The sequence below is a fragment of the Streptomyces sp. NPDC008163 genome (assembly GCF_042956885.1).
Lineage (GTDB): Bacteria > Actinomycetota > Actinomycetes > Streptomycetales > Streptomycetaceae > Streptomyces > Streptomyces drozdowiczii_A.
The window spans coordinates 539,520-555,489 of record NZ_JBIBHG010000001.1 but is presented as its reverse complement, the minus strand read 5'-3'; the positions used below and the strand labels follow the sequence as shown (position 1 = coordinate 555,489).

Below are 15,970 nucleotides of genomic sequence, written 5' to 3'. Positions count from 1 at the left end.
GGTGGCCGGACGTCAGCTCCGGCCGCCCTCCGTCACGCGTACCGGCAGCGCCCGCATCGTCCCGCGCAGCGCCGCCGCCAGCTCCTCGAACTCCTCGTGCCGCGCCGCCCCGGTCCGCATCGCCAGCGCCACCCGCCGCGTCGGGGCCGGGTCCGCGAAGTACCCCGTGGTCAGCGCCTCGTTGCGGGCCGTCTCGACGGTGACCGCGGTGCGCGGCAGCAGCGTCACCCCGAGGCCCCCGGCCACCAGCTGGACCAGCGTGGAGAGCCCGGCCGCGGTCGTGGTGACCGGGGCGCCCTCCGTACGGCCGGCCTCGCGGCAGATGTCGAGCGCCTGGTCGCGCAGGCAGTGCCCCTCGTCCAGGAGCAGCAGCGGGAGCTTGCGGAGGGCGTCGCGGGGGATGTCGGCGCGCCCGCCGAGCGAGTGGCCGCGGTCCATGACGAGCACGAAGTCCTCGTCGAAGAGCGGGAGCTCGCTGACCCCGGGGACACCGAGGGGCACGGCGAGCAGCAGCAGGTCGAGCCGTCCGGCGCCCAGCCCTTCGATCAGCGAGGAGGTCTGCTCCTCGTGCACCTGGAGGTCGAGGGCCGGGTAGCGCTCATGGACCAGCCGCAGCACGGCCGGCAGCAGATACGGGGCGACGGTCGGGATCACACCGAGCCTGAGCACTCCGGTGAACGGGGCGCGGACCGCCCCGGCCTCCTCCATCAGCTCGCCGACGGCGTCGAGCACGACGCGCGCCCGCACCGCGAGCCGTTCCCCGGCGGGCGAGAGCAGCACCTTGCGCGTCGTACGCTCGATGAGCTGGACACCCAGTGCCTCCTCCAGCGCGGACACGGCTCCGGAGAGCGCGGGCTGACTCATCCCGATTGCGGCCGCCGCGTCCCGGAAGTGCAGATGTTCGGCGACGGCGGCGAAGGCGCGCAGCTGCGAGAGGCTGGGCTGTTTGGGCCGGTTGCCCGGATTGCTCTGCACCACTGATAGGCACCTCCGATCATCACGACCGAGTGTAGCTATTTCCGCGATCAATGCACTCTGTGCCAAGGTGGAGACCGTCCAACCCCCAGGAACTCCCTCAAAAGGGGAGAACCTACGCTGCAAGGAGAGCGCGTGCTCACTGTCGGTGACAAGTTCCCCGAGTTCGACCTGACCGCCTGCGTGTCGCTGGAGAGCGGCAAGGAGTTCGAGCAGATCAACCACAAGACCTACGAGGGTCAGTGGAAGGTCGTCTTCGCGTGGCCGAAGGACTTCACCTTCGTGTGCCCCACCGAGATCGCCGCCTTCGGGAAGCTGAACGACGAGTTCGCCGACCGCGACGCCCAGATCCTCGGCTTCTCCGGCGACTCCGAGTTCGTGCACCACGCCTGGCGCAAGGACCACCCGGACCTGACCGACCTGCCCTTCCCGATGATGGCCGACTCGAAGCACGAGCTCATGCGTGACCTCGGCATCGAGGGCGAGGACGGCTTCGCCCAGCGCGCCGTCTTCATCGTGGACCCGAACAACGAGATCCAGTTCACGATGGTGACCGCCGGTTCCGTGGGCCGTAACCCCAAGGAGGTCCTGCGGGTCCTCGACGCCCTGCAGACCGACGAGCTGTGCCCCTGCAACTGGACCAAGGGCGAGAACACCCTGGACCCGGTCGCGCTCCTCTCGGGCGAGTGAGCTGATACGGACATGGCTCTCGACGAACTGAAGTCCGCCGTACCGGACTTCGCCAAGGACCTGAAGCTGAACCTCGGTTCGGTCATCGGCAACAGCGAGCTCCCGCAGCAGCAGCTCTGGGGCACCGTCCTGGCCTGCGCGATCGCCTCGCGCTCGCCGAAGGTGCTGCGCGAGCTGGAGCCGGAGGCGAAGGCCAACCTCTCCGCGGAGGCGTACACCGCCGCGAAGTCGGCCGCCGCCATCATGGCGATGAACAACGTCTTCTACCGCACCCGCCACCTGCTCTCGGGCCCCGAGTACGGGAATCTGCGCGCGGGTCTGCGGATGAACGTCATCGGCAAGCCGGGCGTGGAGAAGATCGACTTCGAGCTGTGGTCGCTCGCCGTCTCCGCGATCAACGGCTGCGGCCAGTGCCTCGACTCGCACGAGCAGGTGCTCCGCAAGGCCGGCGTGGACCGCGAGACCATCCAGGAAGCCGTCAAGATCGCCTCGGTGATCCAGGCGGTGGGTGTGACCCTCGACGCCGAGGCCGTGCTCGCCGAGTAGGCACCGTACCCTGGAACACGAGAAGGGCCCCGAGGACGACCGACCGTCCGAGGGGCCCTTCTTCCTGTGCGTACGCGCTACGGGGCGTCCGGTGACGGCTCGTCCCCGCCCCGCTCCGGGTTCTCCGCCTTCTCCGGCGGGGCGCCGGAGGCCGGGGCGGGCGCCGCGTCGAGCGCGGTCGACCCGTGCGGGGGCGGCGAGTGGCGGCGCGACTCCCCTTGCCCGTACGACCGCAGATAGCCGACCACCGTATTGGTCACCGCGACCAGCGGCACCGCCACCACCGCACCGCCGATCCCGGCGACCATGCCGCCCGCCGCGACCGAGAGCACCACGGCCAGCGGGTGCACCCGCACCGCCCGGCCCAGGATGAACGGCTGGAGGACGTGGCCCTCGATCTGCTGCACGGCGAGGACCACGGCCAGCACCATCAGCGCGGTGAACACGCCCTCCGTGACGAGCGCGACGACCACCGCCAGCGCCCCGGACACCACCGCGCCGACGAGCGGGATGAAGGCGAACAGGAAGATGAAGACGGCCAGCGGCACCGCCATCGGCACATTGAGGAAGTAGATCCCGAGTCCGATGAAGATCGCGTCGATCAGGGCCACGATGACCGTGCCGCGCACATAGGCGGTCAGCGTCCGCCAGGCGCGCGGACCGGCCCCGGCGACCCCGGGCCTCGCCTGTGCGGGCACCAGCTTGAGCACCCACTGCCAGATGCGCGCGCCGTCGTAGAGGAGGAAGAGCGTCGAGAACATCGCGAGCAGCGCGCCGGTCATGAACTCCACGACCACGGTGACGCCCTGGAGCCCGGCGGTGGTGATCGCCTCGGTGTTGGTGCCGACGGTGTCGCTGAGGTTCTTGGCGATGTCGTTGATCTGTTTGTCGGTCACATGGAACGGGCTGTCGAGGAGCCAGTTCTTGAGGTCGTCGATCCCCTTGGTCACCTTCTCGGACAGGGTGTCGATGTTGTCCATGACCTGCCACACCACGAACCAGCCGACCAGGCCCATGATGACGAAGCCGGAGATCGCGGTGACGGCCGTCGCCAGGCCTCTCGGCAGCCCGTGGCGCCGGAGCCGGGCCACCGTCGGCTGAAGGAGCGCGGTGACGAGCAGCGCGGCGACGAAGGCCAGCACGACCAGCTGTACGGCGCTGATGACCCGCATCAGTACCCACAGGGTCCCCGCCAGCACCAGCAGCCGCCAGCCCGCCTCGGCGGCGACCCGCATCCCCCACGGGATCGCCGCGACCGGATCGGGCCGGGCGGCCACGGTGGGCGCGTAGGTGGGCGGAGCGGGCACCTGGTCCACGTGGTCCGCCTCGTCCTTCCCGTTCTCGCCGGAGACCGAACCGGACGGGCCCCCGAGCAGGGGGTCGTCGGCCTCCGTCTCGGCCCGTCGTTCGTCAAGACGCTCGCTCAGCCTGCTCAGCTCAGCACCCAGTTGTCCGAGCCACCCCGGCAGTTTCGACATAACGCTTCCTCTACCCCCGTCCGCTCTCCCCACCGCTCCCCCGGGAGCGTTCCGCACGACCGTACACGCGTGAAGCCCCCCACCGAAGGACGGCGGGGGGCTTCACGAGGTTGCGCAAGTGAACCCTGGTTCTAGTACCAGTGGTTGGCCTGCCAGAAGGACCAGGCGGCACACGGGCTGCCGTAGCGCGAGCTGTTCATGTAGCTCAGGCCCCACTTGATCTGGGTGGCCGGGTTGGTCATCCAGTCGGCGCCGGCCGAAGCCATCTTGGAGCCGGGGAGGGCCTGTACGAGACCGTAGGCGCCGGAGCCCGGGTTGCTCGCCCGGTAGTTCCAGCTCGACTCGTGGTTCACGATGTTGCTGAAGCACTGGAACTGGTCGGCGGGCATCATCTGGCGAGCCATCGCCTGGACTTCCGCCACGGTGTAGGAGCTCTGTACGGCGAACGAAGTGGAGCGGACCTCGGAGCGGCTTGCGCGCTCCTGGGCTTCCTTCTTCTTCGCCTCGCGCTCGCGCTCCAGCTTGTCCTCGGCGGCCTGCTTCTTGGACTTCGCGTCCTTGGCGGCCTGGACGCGGGCGGTCTCCTCCGCGGACTTCTTCGCGGCGGCGTCGGCGGCGGACGCCTGGGCGTCGGCCTGCTGCGTCAGCGAAGCGGTCTGCACCTGGGCCTGCTGGCCCGCGGGAATGTCTGCGAGCAGCGTGGTGTCGGCTGCGGTCGCCTCGAAGTTGTTGTCGTCGGCAGCAGGGGTGCTGCCCGATGCAACGCCTACGACGGCGCCTACGGTGGTGACCGCGGTGGCGGATGCCACGGCGAACCCCCGGACCGAAATCCGGCTCACACGGTGTCCTTCCAGCATCGCCCGCTTAGGTGACCTCGCGGGCGCAATCGTGCCCTTGACACTGGCCTCCCTACTGCTTGGGTCACGGGAGGCACGGGCCCGGTGGGCGACTCCCCGGAAGGAGCGCCGCGTGGTACTCGCGGGCGGCATACGGACGGCGGTTGTTGAGTTGTGTGGTGCGTGGCGCCTCTGGAGGTGCCGGTGTGCCGTATGCGGGGCCTGACGGAAGCAAGACTCTGCCGGAACGAGACCGGGGGAAGCAATTCTCCGTTGCGTGTGAAAGGTCACACCCCGTTTGGCGGACCTGAATTACGGAAAAGGCGCCGCAACACGCCGCCGCCCGGCTAGGCTGCTTGGCCCGCCGGGCGGCGTCAACGTCCCAACCCGTATCAGATCTGACCTTCCTCCAGCATTTCGGTCACCAGTGCGGCGATGCGGGAACGCTCCGAACGCGTGAGCGTCACATGGGCGAAGAGCGGGTGCCCCTTCAGCTTCTCCACCACGGCGACCACACCGTCGTAACGGCCGACCCTGAGGTTGTCCCGCTGGGCCACGTCATGGGTGAGGACGACCCGGGAATTCGTGCCGATCCTGGACAACACGGTCAGCAGGACGTTCCGTTCGAGCGACTGGGCCTCGTCGACGATCACGAAGGCGTCGTGCAGGGAACGGCCCCGGATGTGGGTGAGCGGCAGGATCTCCAGCATGCCGCGCCCCAGCACCTCTTCGATGACCTCGCGCCCGGAGACCGCCGAGAGGGTGTCGAAGACGGCCTGTGCCCAGGGGCTCATCTTCTCGGCCTCGCTGCCGGGGAGATAGCCGAGCTCCTGCCCGCCCACCGCGTACAGCGGGCGGAAGACCATCACCTTCTTGTGCTGTCCCCTCTCCAGCACCGCTTCGAGCCCCGCGCAGAGCGCCAGCGCCGACTTGCCGGTGCCGGCCCGGCCGCCCAGCGAGACGATGCCGACCTCCTGGTCGAGCAGCAGGTCCAGGGCGATGCGCTGTTCGGCGCTGCGGCCGTGGATGCCGAAGGCCTCCCGGTCGCCGCGGACGAGCCGCACGTTGCCCTCGGGCGTGACCCGGCCGAGCGCCTTGCCGCGTTCGGACTGGAGGACCAGGCCGGTGTGGACGGGCAGCTCGGCGGCCTCGGGGACGTACAGCGTCTCCTCGGAGAAGAGGAGGTCCACCTGGTCGGCGGCGAGGGGCAGTTCGGCCATGCCCGTCCAGCCGGAGTCGGTGATCGCCAGCTCCGCGCGGTACTCCTCGGCGAGGAGGCCGACCGATGACGCCTTGATGCGCAGCGGGAGGTCCTTGGAGACGACCGTGACGTCGTACCCCTCGGCCTGGAGGTTGCGCGCGACCGCCAGGATCCGTGAGTCGTTGTCCCCCAACCGGTAGCCGGCGGGCAGAACGCCGGGATCGGAGTGGTTGAGTTCGACGCGGAGCGTCCCGCCGAGATCCCCGAGGGGGATCGGCGCGTCCAGCCGGCCGTAGCGGATCCGGAAGTCGTCCAGCAGGCGCAGGGCCTGGCGGGCGAAGTAGCCGAGCTCCGGATGGTGCCGTTTGGCCTCCAGTTCCGTGACCACGACGACGGGGAGCACGACCTCGTGCTCGTCGAATCGGGCCATGGCGTTCGGATCGGCCAGCAGGACGCTGGTGTCGAGAACGTAGGTGCGCCTGTCGGGCAGGCGGCGCTTTGTGCTGGTCACCACGGAAGGACGTACCCCCTCGGAAGAGGCTGGCGTGCGACGGCGGGCCGTCGCGGAGCATCCCGCTTGTCATCGGCGCCCACCTGGTTGGTGACCGGGCGCCGGCCTGTCAGGGATATGCCCTCTTACCCGGCCGGCCATGCCGACCGGATCTCTTCCGGGGGACGGCGGGGCGGAGCCCGCCCTGCTCAGCCTCCGTAGCGGCGGTGGCGGGCGGCGTAGTCCCGCAGGGCCCGCAGGAAGTCGACCCGGCGGAAGGCCGGCCAGAAGACCTCGCAGAAGTAGTACTCCGAGTGCGCGCTCTGCCAGAGCATGAAGCCGGAGAGGCGCTGCTCGCCACTGGTGCGGATGACGAGGTCGGGGTCGGGCTGGCCGCGCGTGTAGAGGTGCTCGGAGATCAGGTCGGTGGAGACGATCTCGGCCAGGTCCTCGAAGGAGGTGCCCTTGGCGGAGTGGTCGAGGAGCAGGGAGCGCACGGCGTCGGCGATCTCCTGCCGGCCGCCGTAGCCCACGGCGACGTTGACGAGTATCCCGTCGATCCCGACCGTGGCCTGCTCGGCCTCCTTGAGGACGGTCTGGGTGTGGGCGGGCAGCAGGTCGAGCGTGCCGACGTGGTGGACGCGCCAGCGGCCGTCCGCGGCCAGGCCGCGCACCGTGTTCTCGATGATGCCGAGGAGCGGGGTCAGCTCGGACTCGGGCCGGTCGAAGTTGTCGGTGGAGAGCAGCCAGAGCGTGACGACCTCGACGTCGGTCTCACTGCACCAGCCCAGGAGCTCCTTGATCTTGTCGGCCCCGGCCTGGTGGCCCTCGGCCGCCGTGCCGCCGGACGCCTTGGCCCAGCGCCGGTTGCCGTCGAGGATGACGCCGATGTGCTTGGGCACCTGGGAGTGGTCGAGGCGGGCCTCCACCCGGCGCGCGTAGAGCCCGTACACCAGGTCGCGCAAGTTCACTGAGTCCACCTCTCGGTTCCGTGCGGGCCCGCCGGCCCCTTCGGCAGGGGTCCGGGGTCGTCCCCTGGGGATCGGATCGCCGCACTGGAAGGGGGCGGATCGCCCCGCCGTGTCATGGCAGTCCCGTCAGGCCACATTACTGCGCGGGCCCCGCACCCACCCAACTCGGCCTGTCACAAGTCCGTGATAAAGAGATAATCGTGACTGATTCCTCTTCCCCCTATCAGGCCGCCGCATCCCGCTACGACTCCATGGAGTACCGCCGCAGCGGACGCAGCGGTCTCAAGCTGCCGGCCGTCTCGCTCGGCCTCTGGCACAACTTCGGCGACGACCGGGCGCTGGGCTCCCAGCGGGCCATCCTGCGTCGCGCCTTCGATCTCGGTGTGACCCATTTCGACCTGGCCAACAACTACGGCCCGCCGGCCGGCTCGGCCGAGCTGAACTTCGGCAAGCTCTTCCGCCAGGACTTCGCCCCGTACCGGGACGAGCTGCTGATCTCGACCAAGGCGGGCTACGAGATGCACCCCGGGCCGTACGGGGAGTGGGGCTCGCGCAAGTATCTGCTGTCGTCGCTGGACGCCTCGCTGAAGCGGATGGGCCTGGACTACGTCGACATCTTCTACTCGCACCGCTTCGACCCGGAGACCCCGCTGGAGGAGACGATGGGGGCGCTGGCCTCCGCCGTACAGCAGGGCAAGGCGCTGTACGTGGGGGTGTCCTCGTACAACTCGGCGCAGACCGCCGAGGCGGCGCGGCTGCTGCGGGAGATGGGTGTCCCGGCCCTGATCCACCAGCCGTCCTACTCGATGATCAACCGCTGGACCGAGGAGGACGGGCTCCTGGACACGCTGGAGGCGGCCGGAATGGGCTGCATCTCCTTCGTGCCGCTGGCCCAGGGGCTGCTGACCGGGAAGTATCTGAACGGCATCCCGGAGGGCTCGCGGGCCACGCAGGGCAAGTCGCTCGACCCGGACCTGCTGTCGCAGGAGGTGGTGCGCCGGCTGAACGGGCTGAACGACATCGCGCGCCGCCGGGGCCAGTCGCTCGCCCAGCTGGCCCTGGCGTGGGTGCTGCGCGACAGCCGGATGACGTCCGCCCTGATCGGCGCGTCGAGCGTGGGGCAGCTGGAGGAGAACGTCGCGGCGCTGGCGGGTCCGGAGCTGTCGGCCGAGGAGCTGAAGGAGATCGACGTCTTCGCCGTCGACACCGAGGGCACCAACATCTGGGCCGCACGGGGCTGAACGCGTGCCCGGCCCGGTGCCGGGCACAAAAAACGGGCCGGTCCGTGGGGGGGGGTTACGGACCGGCCCGAGGGGGGGTTTCCACCATAACCCTTCGTAAGTGATGCTGGGTGCCGCGGCGCGAAATAATTACTCTCCGAGAGTGAAAGGCTCCGCTCCGGTCACCGGTCGGCACTTCCCGTACGCCTCTGACCTGCGAGAACACCACCCGGCCCCGGCGGGGCCCCGGAAACACGCCCGAGACGTCCACAGGATGTCCACATTCCGCTCGTCAGTGGCCGCCGCGCGGCTTCACACAGCCCGTTCCCTCCATGTAGCGACCGTGCACCTCCGCGTTGACGATTCCGTTGACCGCGCCGTCCAGCGAGCCGTCCAGGCAGAGGATCCCGAGGGTCACGGTGAAGGAGGTCCGGTCCGTTCCGAAGGTGCTCGTGGTGACCGATCCGTCCGGGTATCCGAGGGCGTGGAGTGCGTGGAAGACCGAGTCCTCGGTGGACTTCCGCCCCTCCGCGAGCGCGGCGAGTCCCTGTTCCACCCGCTTCACCTCGGCCTCGCCCCGGACGCGGTCCGCGTCGGACAGGTCGAAGGTGGACTGGAAGGCGTGGTTCTCGGCGTAGTGCGGGTTGGCGTCGCCGCCCTCCTCGGCACGCTGACCGGCGGTCGGCCCGTCGCCCGGGCCCCCGGGGACCGAGACGGCGGAGGCCGGGGGCGGCGCCGCGTCGCCGGGGGTGGCCAGGATGTGCCCGCAGCCGGTGAGGGCGCAAACGGTCAGGAGCAGGGCGGCCGTACGTCTCACGGAGGTCATGCGTACGAGTATCGGACCGGAACCGGGCGTGCGACGGCGGGAGTTGGCATCCGATGCCGTTCCGTCACGTCGCGGCCGCCGCGCCCCGGTGCCCCCGGGTGAAGCGGACGCCGACGGTGTCCCCGCCGACAACCACGAAGCGGCCGCCCTCGCAGCGGATCACGGCCTCGTGGACCTCGCCCCGCTCGTCCCGGCGCTCGCCCGTGCTCAGCACCGTCCAGCCGCCCTCCGGGGGCTGGGGCAGTCCGGCCAGCTCGGCGAACTCCCACTGGGCGGCGGGCACACACCAGTCGGGCAGCTGCGGCCAGGTGCCGGCGCCCACGTGCAGGGTGCCGTCGGAGGCGCAGGTCAGGCGGACCGACTGACCGTCGTCCAGCACGAACGAGACGGCCTCCGGCTCGCCCATCCGGCCCTCGGGGCGGTAGAAGATCCCGAGGACGCGGACGATCCTGGCCCCCTTGAGCCACTCGGAGCCACCCCGGCGCGGGCCGTGCGCTGCGTCCCCGTCGATGCCGAGGTCCATGGCCAGCTCCTTCCCCTGAGGGTGTCCTGTCGGTCGTGGTCTGACCGGCCCTGACCGGCAAGACACCCCCGAGCGCTCGCGACCAGAGTGCCATCCTTTGTGCCGTGTGGGGGTGTTGGCCTCACGCGGGTTTGCGTGCCTCGATCAGGAAACGGGTGGTGTGGGCGACGAACGGGCCCTCGGTCTCCATCCGGTGGTGCAGCGCCGCGAGTTGGGGCCGGTACGCGTCGACCGTGAAGCCGGGCACCATCCAGATCACCTTGCGCAGGAAGTAGACGACGGCCCCGATGTCGAAGAACTCGGTGCGCAGCCGCTCCGCCCGCAGGTCCACGACCTCCAGCCCGGCCGCCTCGGCGTCGGCCCGCGCCCGCTCCGGGTCGCGCGCGTCGCGCACCTCCGGGGGCTGCGGTCCGAGGAAGTACTCGACGAGCTCGAAGACGCTGGCGGGGCCCACCTGTTGCGAGAAGTACGTGCCACCGGGGGCCAGCACCCGGGCGATCTCCTGCCACCACGTGGTCACCGGATGCCGGCTGACCACCAGGTCGAACGCCCCGTCCCCGAACGGCAGTGGCGGCTCGTCCTCGTCCGCGACGACGGCAACGCCGAGCGGGTGCAGCAGGGCGGTGGCCCGGGCGATGTTCGGCGCCCAGGACTCGGTGGCGACGGCCAGCGGCGGCAACTCCGGCGCGGAGGCCAGCACCTCGCCCCCGCCCGTCTGCACGTCGAGCGCGGCCCGCGCCCGCCCCATCCGCTCCCCCATGGCCCGCGCATACCCCCAGGAGGGCCGCTGCTCGGTGGCCCGCCCGTCGAGCCAGGAGAAGTCCCACCCGTCGACGGAGACACGGTCCGCCTCGGCGACGAGGGCATCGAACCGGTCGGCTTCACGGGAGGCGGTGCCGGGCGTTTCGGTCATGGGGCGATGATCCCAGCCGGAACGGGCCACCCGCGACCGCTTTACGGGCGGGGCAGACTCACCACCAGTGGACCGGGTACGGCTGCCCGCTGATCCGGTTGCCGGGCGGGCCGGCCGGCACCAGGAGGACCGTCGCCGCGGCCAGCAGTGCGAGGAACGGGCCGGTGGAGTGGGCGGTGGCGGTGGCGGTGGCGGCCGCTATGACGGTGGTGCGGCCCGGCCCTGCGGGAACCGCGCCCGCGTGGCGCGCCGCAGCGCCAGGACGCGCTGAGTCGCCCCTCGCTCAGGCCGCCAGGCCGCCGAACAGCAGCCCCAGGAACGCCCCCGCGATCATGAACGGGCCGAACGGGATGCCCGTCCTGCGGTTCGCGCGGCGCAGCGCGACCAGCCCTGCCCCGTACACCGCGCCGAACAGGAACCCCGCGAAGCCGCCCGCGAAGACGACCGGCCAGCCGTACCAGCCGAGGACCGTGCCGAGGGAGAGGGCCAGTTTGACGTCGCCGAAGCCCATGCCGCGCGGGTTGATGAGGAAGAGCAGGAAGTAGAAGGCGCCCAGGACGAGCCCGCCGAGGAGGGCGGAGAGCCAGGAGCCCGCGTGTTCCGGCAGCAGAGCCGCCAGGCCCAGGAGCACGGCGGCGGCTCCGGCGGCCGGCAGGGTCAGCCCGTCCGGCAGGCGGTGCACGCGGTGGTCGACGCTCGCGAGGAGCACGGCGACCGGGGCGAGCAGCAGCCAGGCCGCCAGCTCGGGCCGGGTGCCGGTGGACCAGGCGAGGGCGGCGCAGGCGAGCGCGGTGACGGCGGGGGCGAGGCGGTGGGGGGCGTAGCGGGGCCCGGCCTCGGGCGGTACGGCAGCGGGCGTGTCCTCGGGCGGTACGGCAGCGGGCGCGCCCGTGCGCACCTCCGCGACCGCGCCCTCGGCGCACCCGCCGCAGCGCGTCGCGCCCAGCCAGGCGCGGGCGGGGCCGGTGAGGGGGTGACCCGCCGGGCAGGCGTCCCGCCAGGGTTCGCCGGGCGGAACGGAGAACCGGTAGGCGGCGCGCGGGACCAGGAGCCCGGTCGCGGCGCCCCAGAGTGCGGCGACCCCTGTCAGCATGGCGTACACCCCAGCGATCCTAATCGGCGCGGTCCGGGCGGGGGTTGGGCCTGTGGATTCGGGCCCGGCGACGGTCCGGTCGCCGCTACCGTCGGGCCATGGCTCGATGGCGCGATGGCACGGGGACGCTGACGATCACGGACCGGGACGGGGTGACCGAGATCCGGGTGCCGCTGCGGATCGCGGCCTCCTACCGGCACCGCGCGCGGGGGCTGCTCGGGCGGGACGGGATCGAGGGGGCCCTGATGATCACGCCGTGCGGGAGCGTGCACTCCTTCCGGATGCGGTTCACGATCGATGTGGCCTATCTGGACAGGAAGTTCAACGTGCTGGCGGTCCACACGATGAGGCCGGGCCGGCTCGGGCTGCCCAGGCCGCGCGGCCGGCATGTGATCGAGGCGGAGGCCGGCGTGATGTCGGCATGGGGGCTGCGGCCCGGCGTACAGGTCCGGATCGAGCAGGCTCCGTAGGGACCCGCCGTCTATCTGCGGGGCACGTCGCTGCCGTAGACGACCCACGGCGACTGCTCGAAGGAGTTCACGCCGGACAGCTGCGGCTGCGCGGCGGCCACTTCGGGGAGCAGCGCGAGCGTGTCCGGCCAGCAGTCGAAGTACACGGCCCCCTTGACGATGAAGCCCGCCCAGTCGGTGGCCGCCGACGCGCCCTCGCGGTCGAGCACGAAGCCCACGCAGAGCAGCGAGGCCCGCCCTATCGCCTCGCGCACCGCGCGGACCACCCGTTCCTGGGCCTCGCGGGCCGCCGCGCCGAGGCCGAAGCGCAGCTCCACCGTGCCGTCGTCGCCCCGGCCGACTCTCGCCCGTATCTCCTCGCCGTCGGGCAGCCACAGCAGGAAGTCGACCCGGTCGAGGCGTTGCAGCCCGGCCAGCAGCACGAGTTGGTCCCGGCTCACCCACGACTGCGTACCGGACGGTTCGGCTCCGGGGCTGATCAGGGTGATACGCCGGGTGACCGGGTGGTCGGCGCGCACGCCCGCCGCCTCCAGGTCGCCGAGCAGCGACTCGGCGTCGGGGCGGCTCCAGCACAGGTGGTACGAGCAGAAGAAACCGTCACTCATCGGCGCGTCACCTCGGTACTCGTGGTGGCTGCCCGCCCCGCCCGCGACACCGCGCGGAGCGGCGGCGTGGGGGGGCCGGCGGGTGGTCGGTACCCGAGCGTACGGGCAGCCCCTGGTCCGGGACGCGGGTCCGGGCCTTCGCCGCACGGCATAAGCGGTGGACAACCCGTCCCGCCCCCGGGAAGCTGTGCGGCGATGACACGCACCGATACGCCTCCCGCTTGGGACGAGCGCACCCAGCTGACCACGTTCCTCGACTACACCCGCGCCACCGCACTCGCCAAGTGCGAAGAGCTCTCGCAGGAGGACGCCGTGCGGGCGCCCCTGCCCGGCTCCCCACTGATGACGATCGCGGGGGTGGTCAACCACCTGCGCTGGGTCGAGTACTACTGGTTCGAGGTCGTCTTCCTCGGCGGCGAGGACGAGGGCCCGTGGACGGACGAGGACCCGGACCGCGAGATGCGGATCGCCGTCGACATGCCGCTCGCCGATGTACTGAAGGACTACGAGGAGCAGTCCGCCCGCCACCGGGAGCTGGTCGCGGCCCACGACCTGGACACCCGGGCCGAGCGCAAGCGCTCGAACGGCACGGCCCCCGATCTGCGCTGGATCCTGCTGCACCTCGTCGAGGAGACGGCCCGTCACAACGGCCACATCGACATCATCCGCGAGATCGTGGACGGGACGACCGGGGACTAGGGGGTGTCTTGTCGATCAGGGCCGGATCAGGCGCGGACCCGGCCATGATCGGCAAGACGCCCCCTAGCCGCGCCGGGCCCGGTCCAGCTCCACGTTGAACTGGGCCCCGGACAGCAGCGCCAGGTTGGTGAACCAGACCCAGATCAGGAACACCACCAGCCCCGCCAGTGAGCCGTACAGCCGGCTGTAGGAGCCGATGTACGTGGCGTACAGCGCGAATCCCGCCGACGCGGCCAGCCACAGCAGCGCCGCGAGCAGCCCGCCGGGCACCGCCTGCCGGGCACGGCGGGCCGGCTCCGGGCCGGTGCGGAAGAGGACCGTGATCAGCCCGGCGACCAGGCACAGCAGCACCGGCCACTTCAGGACCTCCCACACCGCGTCCCCCACATGGGTCAGGCCGAGCCGGTGCCCGGCCCAGCGCGCCAGCGGCCCCGTGAGTACGAGGGCGAAGGCGCTGGTCATCATCAGCAGGAGCAGCCCGACCGCCCACGCCACGATGATGTGCGCCTGGCGCAGCGCCGGCCGGGTGTCGCATACGCCGTGCATGGCGTGCAGCGCCCGCCGGAACACCGCGAGATAGCTGGACGCGGACCACAGCGCGCTGACGGACCCGGTCGCGACGAGCAGCCAGACGGCGGTGCGCTGCTGGGTGGCGGCCTCCAGCGGTTCGCGCAGCGCGGCGGCGGCCTCGGCGGGCGCGAAGGCGGTGATGTCCGCGATCAGCGCACCGGTGGCGCCCGGGCTGGCGAGTCCGATGACGGACACGGTCACGAGGAGCGCGGGCAGCAGCGCGAGGATCGCGTAGTACGTGAGGGCCGCGGCCCAGTCCGATATGTCGTCGTTCCACAGCGAGACGGGCGTGCGGCGCAGCGCGAGCGGCCAGCGCCTGGCCCTCCCGGGGCCGGGATCGGGGGCGGTGGGCGCGGTTCTGCGCGAGTGGGGCGGGGCCCCGGCGGCGGTGCCGCTGGACTGGCTGGACACGGTTGCGGCTCCGGGGACGTGAGCGGTGTGGACGGGGCGGTATCGGGGTACGGGGGGGCGGCGTCGGGGTACGGGGGCGCCCCGCCTCTCCTCTTCTGCTCACGTTCCCGCCCGGTACACCCGATTCCGCACCGGCGGACGCCGTCGGTCCCCGTTGTCGTACCCCGCCCGTACCCTCGCCCCATGAGCGTCTCCCTCTACTACACCGCGCGCCGCGCGACCCCGCTGACCGGGCCGGAGTCGGCCGCCGTCACCCGTATCGTCAGCGCACGCCAGGCGTCGTTCCCGTACGGGGACGAGGAGAGCCTGTACGTGTACGACCCCCGCGCCGCGGAGCCGGGGACCGTCCTCGACGGCTCCACCAAGATGCCGTTCGACCCCGGTCGGATGCTGCCGGTGGTGGCCCATGTGCTGGACTCGGTCACGGAGTTGCGCCTGGCCCTGCCGGGCGCCGACTGGCGGGTGCACATGGACGACCTGGACGTGGCGTGGGACGAGGCCAGGGGATACGAGCTGCCCGGGATGCGCGACCCGGACCTCATCGCGGAGCTTGCCGCGATCCCGGATCCCGTGGGGAAGGCGCCGGACGGCCCTGCCACGCTTGGCCCGTGACGATGCCCTCGCCCGTGACACCCGATGCCCCCGATGTCCTGCGCCGCCCGCTCCTGACCCAGCAGTGGCTGGACCTCTGCTTCGTCCACTGGGCCGTGGAGCCCGAGGCGGTGGCGCGGCTGCTGCCGGCGGGGACGGTGCCCGACAGGTGGGAGGGGGTCACCTACGTCGGTCTGGTGGCCTTCCGGATGCACCGGGTGGGGTGGCTGGGGCTGCCCGGGGTGCCGTATCTCGGCTCGTTCCCCGAGACGAACGTCCGCCTGTACTCGGTCGACGAGCGGGGACGGCGCGGGGTCGTCTTCCGCTCGCTGGACGCGTCCCGGCTGCTGCCCGCGGCGATGGGCCGGCTGGGCTTCGGCCTGCCGTACGTGTGGTCCCGGATGCGGGTGGAGGCTGCCGGCGACACGATCGGCTACACCAGCACGCGCCGCGTACCCGGCCCTCGTGGCGCGTACAGCCGCATCACCGTGCGCCCCGGTGAACGCATAGACCGGCCGACGGAGCTGGAGCACTTCCTCACCGCGCGCTGGGGCCTGCACCAGTCCGTCCTCGGCCGTACCGCCTATCTGCGCAACGACCACCCCCGCTGGCCCCTGCACCGCGCGGACCTGCTCGCCTGCGAGGAGAACCTGATCGAGGCGGCGGGCCTGCCGGCCCCGGACGGGGCCCCGGTCAGCGTGCTGTACTCCCCCGGTGTGCCGGTCCGGCTGGGCGGACCGTCCCGACCGGCCGCCCCGGCGGGCCCGGCCTGACCGAAAATCGCTTGCCGGCGCCCTGGGCCCCGCCTACCTTGGTGCGCATGGGTTCTCTGTGACATTCCCCCTGCGCCTGCGTTGAGCTC

Annotated in this window: 18 protein-coding genes; 7 read left to right on the top strand and 11 right to left on the bottom strand. The window is 71.6% G+C overall.

Annotated features, from left to right (window positions below):
* Positions 1 to 12: 12 nt before the first annotated feature.
* Positions 13 to 978, bottom strand: coding sequence for a LysR substrate-binding domain-containing protein (locus ACFZAT_RS02730; protein ID WP_391259034.1), 966 nt, complete (start codon positions 976 to 978; stop codon positions 13 to 15).
* Between the two features lie 132 nt (positions 979 to 1,110).
* On the opposite strand from ACFZAT_RS02730, the gene ACFZAT_RS02725 reads away from it, so the two are divergent.
* Positions 1,111 to 1,665, top strand: a complete 555-nt coding sequence (locus ACFZAT_RS02725) for a peroxiredoxin (RefSeq protein ID WP_164636257.1) — start codon at positions 1,111 to 1,113, stop codon at positions 1,663 to 1,665.
* Positions 1,666 to 1,677: 12 nt separating this feature from the next.
* Positions 1,678 to 2,211 carry a carboxymuconolactone decarboxylase family protein gene (locus tag ACFZAT_RS02720; RefSeq protein WP_391259030.1) on the top strand — a complete coding sequence of 178 codons (534 nt, stop codon included), beginning with the start codon at positions 1,678 to 1,680 and terminating at the stop codon, positions 2,209 to 2,211.
* A gap of 77 nt (positions 2,212 to 2,288) precedes the next feature.
* On the opposite strand, the gene ACFZAT_RS02715 is transcribed toward ACFZAT_RS02720, so the two are convergent.
* From ACFZAT_RS02715 to ACFZAT_RS02700, 4 genes are all read right to left on the bottom strand, one after another.
* On the bottom strand, positions 2,289 to 3,689 hold the full coding sequence (locus ACFZAT_RS02715; protein WP_391259027.1) for an AI-2E family transporter: 1,401 nt from the start codon (positions 3,687 to 3,689) through the stop codon (positions 2,289 to 2,291).
* Positions 3,690 to 3,820: 131 nt separating this feature from the next.
* Positions 3,821 to 4,528: a lytic transglycosylase domain-containing protein gene (locus tag ACFZAT_RS02710; RefSeq protein WP_391259024.1), complete on the bottom strand. Its 708-nt coding sequence runs from the start codon at positions 4,526 to 4,528 to the stop codon at positions 3,821 to 3,823.
* A gap of 389 nt (positions 4,529 to 4,917) precedes the next feature.
* Positions 4,918 to 6,240: a PhoH family protein gene (locus ACFZAT_RS02705; RefSeq protein ID WP_391259021.1), complete on the bottom strand. Its 1,323-nt coding sequence runs from the start codon at positions 6,238 to 6,240 to the stop codon at positions 4,918 to 4,920.
* A gap of 185 nt (positions 6,241 to 6,425) precedes the next feature.
* Positions 6,426 to 7,187 carry an isoprenyl transferase gene (locus tag ACFZAT_RS02700; protein ID WP_147970648.1) on the bottom strand — a complete coding sequence of 254 codons (762 nt, stop codon included), beginning with the start codon at positions 7,185 to 7,187 and terminating at the stop codon, positions 6,426 to 6,428.
* 200 nt (positions 7,188 to 7,387) lie between these two features.
* On the opposite strand from ACFZAT_RS02700, the gene mgrA reads away from it, so the two are divergent.
* The gene (gene mgrA, locus ACFZAT_RS02695; RefSeq protein ID WP_391259018.1) at positions 7,388 to 8,428 is read left to right on the top strand and encodes an L-glyceraldehyde 3-phosphate reductase; all 1,041 of its coding nucleotides are present in this window, start codon (positions 7,388 to 7,390) and stop codon (positions 8,426 to 8,428) included.
* A gap of 271 nt (positions 8,429 to 8,699) precedes the next feature.
* Here mgrA and ACFZAT_RS02690 read toward each other — a convergent pair whose 3' ends face one another.
* The 4 genes from ACFZAT_RS02690 to ACFZAT_RS02675 form a co-directional block, all read right to left on the bottom strand.
* Positions 8,700 to 9,233: a hypothetical protein gene (locus ACFZAT_RS02690; RefSeq protein ID WP_391259015.1), complete on the bottom strand. Its 534-nt coding sequence runs from the start codon at positions 9,231 to 9,233 to the stop codon at positions 8,700 to 8,702.
* Between the two features lie 64 nt (positions 9,234 to 9,297).
* Positions 9,298 to 9,756, bottom strand: coding sequence for a hypothetical protein (locus tag ACFZAT_RS02685; RefSeq protein WP_391259012.1), 459 nt, complete (start codon positions 9,754 to 9,756; stop codon positions 9,298 to 9,300).
* A 121-nt stretch (positions 9,757 to 9,877) separates the two neighbouring features.
* Positions 9,878 to 10,669 carry a methyltransferase domain-containing protein gene (locus ACFZAT_RS02680; protein WP_391259008.1) on the bottom strand — a complete coding sequence of 264 codons (792 nt, stop codon included), beginning with the start codon at positions 10,667 to 10,669 and terminating at the stop codon, positions 9,878 to 9,880.
* Positions 10,670 to 10,952: 283 nt separating this feature from the next.
* Positions 10,953 to 11,762, bottom strand: coding sequence for a prepilin peptidase (locus ACFZAT_RS02675; RefSeq protein WP_391259005.1), 810 nt, complete (start codon positions 11,760 to 11,762; stop codon positions 10,953 to 10,955).
* Positions 11,763 to 11,860: 98 nt separating this feature from the next.
* On the opposite strand from ACFZAT_RS02675, the gene ACFZAT_RS02670 reads away from it, so the two are divergent.
* Positions 11,861 to 12,232 (top strand): DUF192 domain-containing protein, encoded by a 372-nt coding sequence (locus ACFZAT_RS02670; RefSeq protein WP_391259002.1) that lies wholly within the window; start codon positions 11,861 to 11,863, stop codon positions 12,230 to 12,232.
* Between the two features lie 11 nt (positions 12,233 to 12,243).
* On the opposite strand, the gene ACFZAT_RS02665 is transcribed toward ACFZAT_RS02670, so the two are convergent.
* A complete protein-coding gene (locus tag ACFZAT_RS02665; RefSeq protein WP_391259000.1) occupies positions 12,244 to 12,837 on the bottom strand; it encodes a hypothetical protein in 594 nt (197 codons plus the stop codon).
* A gap of 195 nt (positions 12,838 to 13,032) precedes the next feature.
* Between ACFZAT_RS02665 and ACFZAT_RS02660 the strand changes: the two genes are divergently transcribed.
* Positions 13,033 to 13,536, top strand: a complete 504-nt coding sequence (locus tag ACFZAT_RS02660) for a DUF664 domain-containing protein (protein ID WP_391258997.1) — start codon at positions 13,033 to 13,035, stop codon at positions 13,534 to 13,536.
* 63 nt (positions 13,537 to 13,599) lie between these two features.
* Here the strand turns inward: ACFZAT_RS02660 and ACFZAT_RS02655 are convergent, their stop codons facing one another.
* A complete protein-coding gene (locus ACFZAT_RS02655; RefSeq protein WP_391258994.1) occupies positions 13,600 to 14,517 on the bottom strand; it encodes a YhjD/YihY/BrkB family envelope integrity protein in 918 nt (305 codons plus the stop codon).
* Positions 14,518 to 14,700: 183 nt separating this feature from the next.
* Here ACFZAT_RS02655 and ACFZAT_RS02650 point away from each other — a divergent pair, with 183 nt between their 5' ends.
* The gene (locus ACFZAT_RS02650; protein WP_391258991.1) at positions 14,701 to 15,129 is read left to right on the top strand and encodes a hypothetical protein; all 429 of its coding nucleotides are present in this window, start codon (positions 14,701 to 14,703) and stop codon (positions 15,127 to 15,129) included.
* Positions 15,126 to 15,881, top strand: coding sequence for a DUF2071 domain-containing protein (locus ACFZAT_RS02645; protein ID WP_391258988.1), 756 nt, complete (start codon positions 15,126 to 15,128; stop codon positions 15,879 to 15,881). The genes ACFZAT_RS02650 and ACFZAT_RS02645 overlap by 4 nt, the downstream gene beginning before the upstream one ends.
* Positions 15,882 to 15,970: the final 89 nt, after the last annotated feature.

What these genes read in the sequence shown, in the direction of transcription:
- ACFZAT_RS02665 (WP_391259000.1), bottom strand. Translation starts at nt 12,837, where the DNA reads ATGAGTGACGGTTTCTTCTGCTCGTACCACCTGTGCTGGAGCCGCCCC.
- ACFZAT_RS02660 (WP_391258997.1), top strand. Translation starts at nt 13,033, where the DNA reads ATGACACGCACCGATACGCCTCCCGCTTGGGACGAGCGCACCCAGCTG.
- ACFZAT_RS02720 (WP_391259030.1), top strand. Translation starts at nt 1,678, where the DNA reads ATGGCTCTCGACGAACTGAAGTCCGCCGTACCGGACTTCGCCAAGGAC.
- ACFZAT_RS02675 (WP_391259005.1), bottom strand. Translation starts at nt 11,762, where the DNA reads ATGCTGACAGGGGTCGCCGCACTCTGGGGCGCCGCGACCGGGCTCCTG.
- ACFZAT_RS02690 (WP_391259015.1), bottom strand. Translation starts at nt 9,233, where the DNA reads ATGACCTCCGTGAGACGTACGGCCGCCCTGCTCCTGACCGTTTGCGCC.
- ACFZAT_RS02715 (WP_391259027.1), bottom strand. Translation starts at nt 3,689, where the DNA reads ATGTCGAAACTGCCGGGGTGGCTCGGACAACTGGGTGCTGAGCTGAGC.
- ACFZAT_RS02685 (WP_391259012.1), bottom strand. Translation starts at nt 9,756, where the DNA reads ATGGACCTCGGCATCGACGGGGACGCAGCGCACGGCCCGCGCCGGGGT.
- ACFZAT_RS02650 (WP_391258991.1), top strand. Translation starts at nt 14,701, where the DNA reads ATGAGCGTCTCCCTCTACTACACCGCGCGCCGCGCGACCCCGCTGACC.
- ACFZAT_RS02670 (WP_391259002.1), top strand. Translation starts at nt 11,861, where the DNA reads ATGGCTCGATGGCGCGATGGCACGGGGACGCTGACGATCACGGACCGG.
- ACFZAT_RS02680 (WP_391259008.1), bottom strand. Translation starts at nt 10,669, where the DNA reads ATGACCGAAACGCCCGGCACCGCCTCCCGTGAAGCCGACCGGTTCGAT.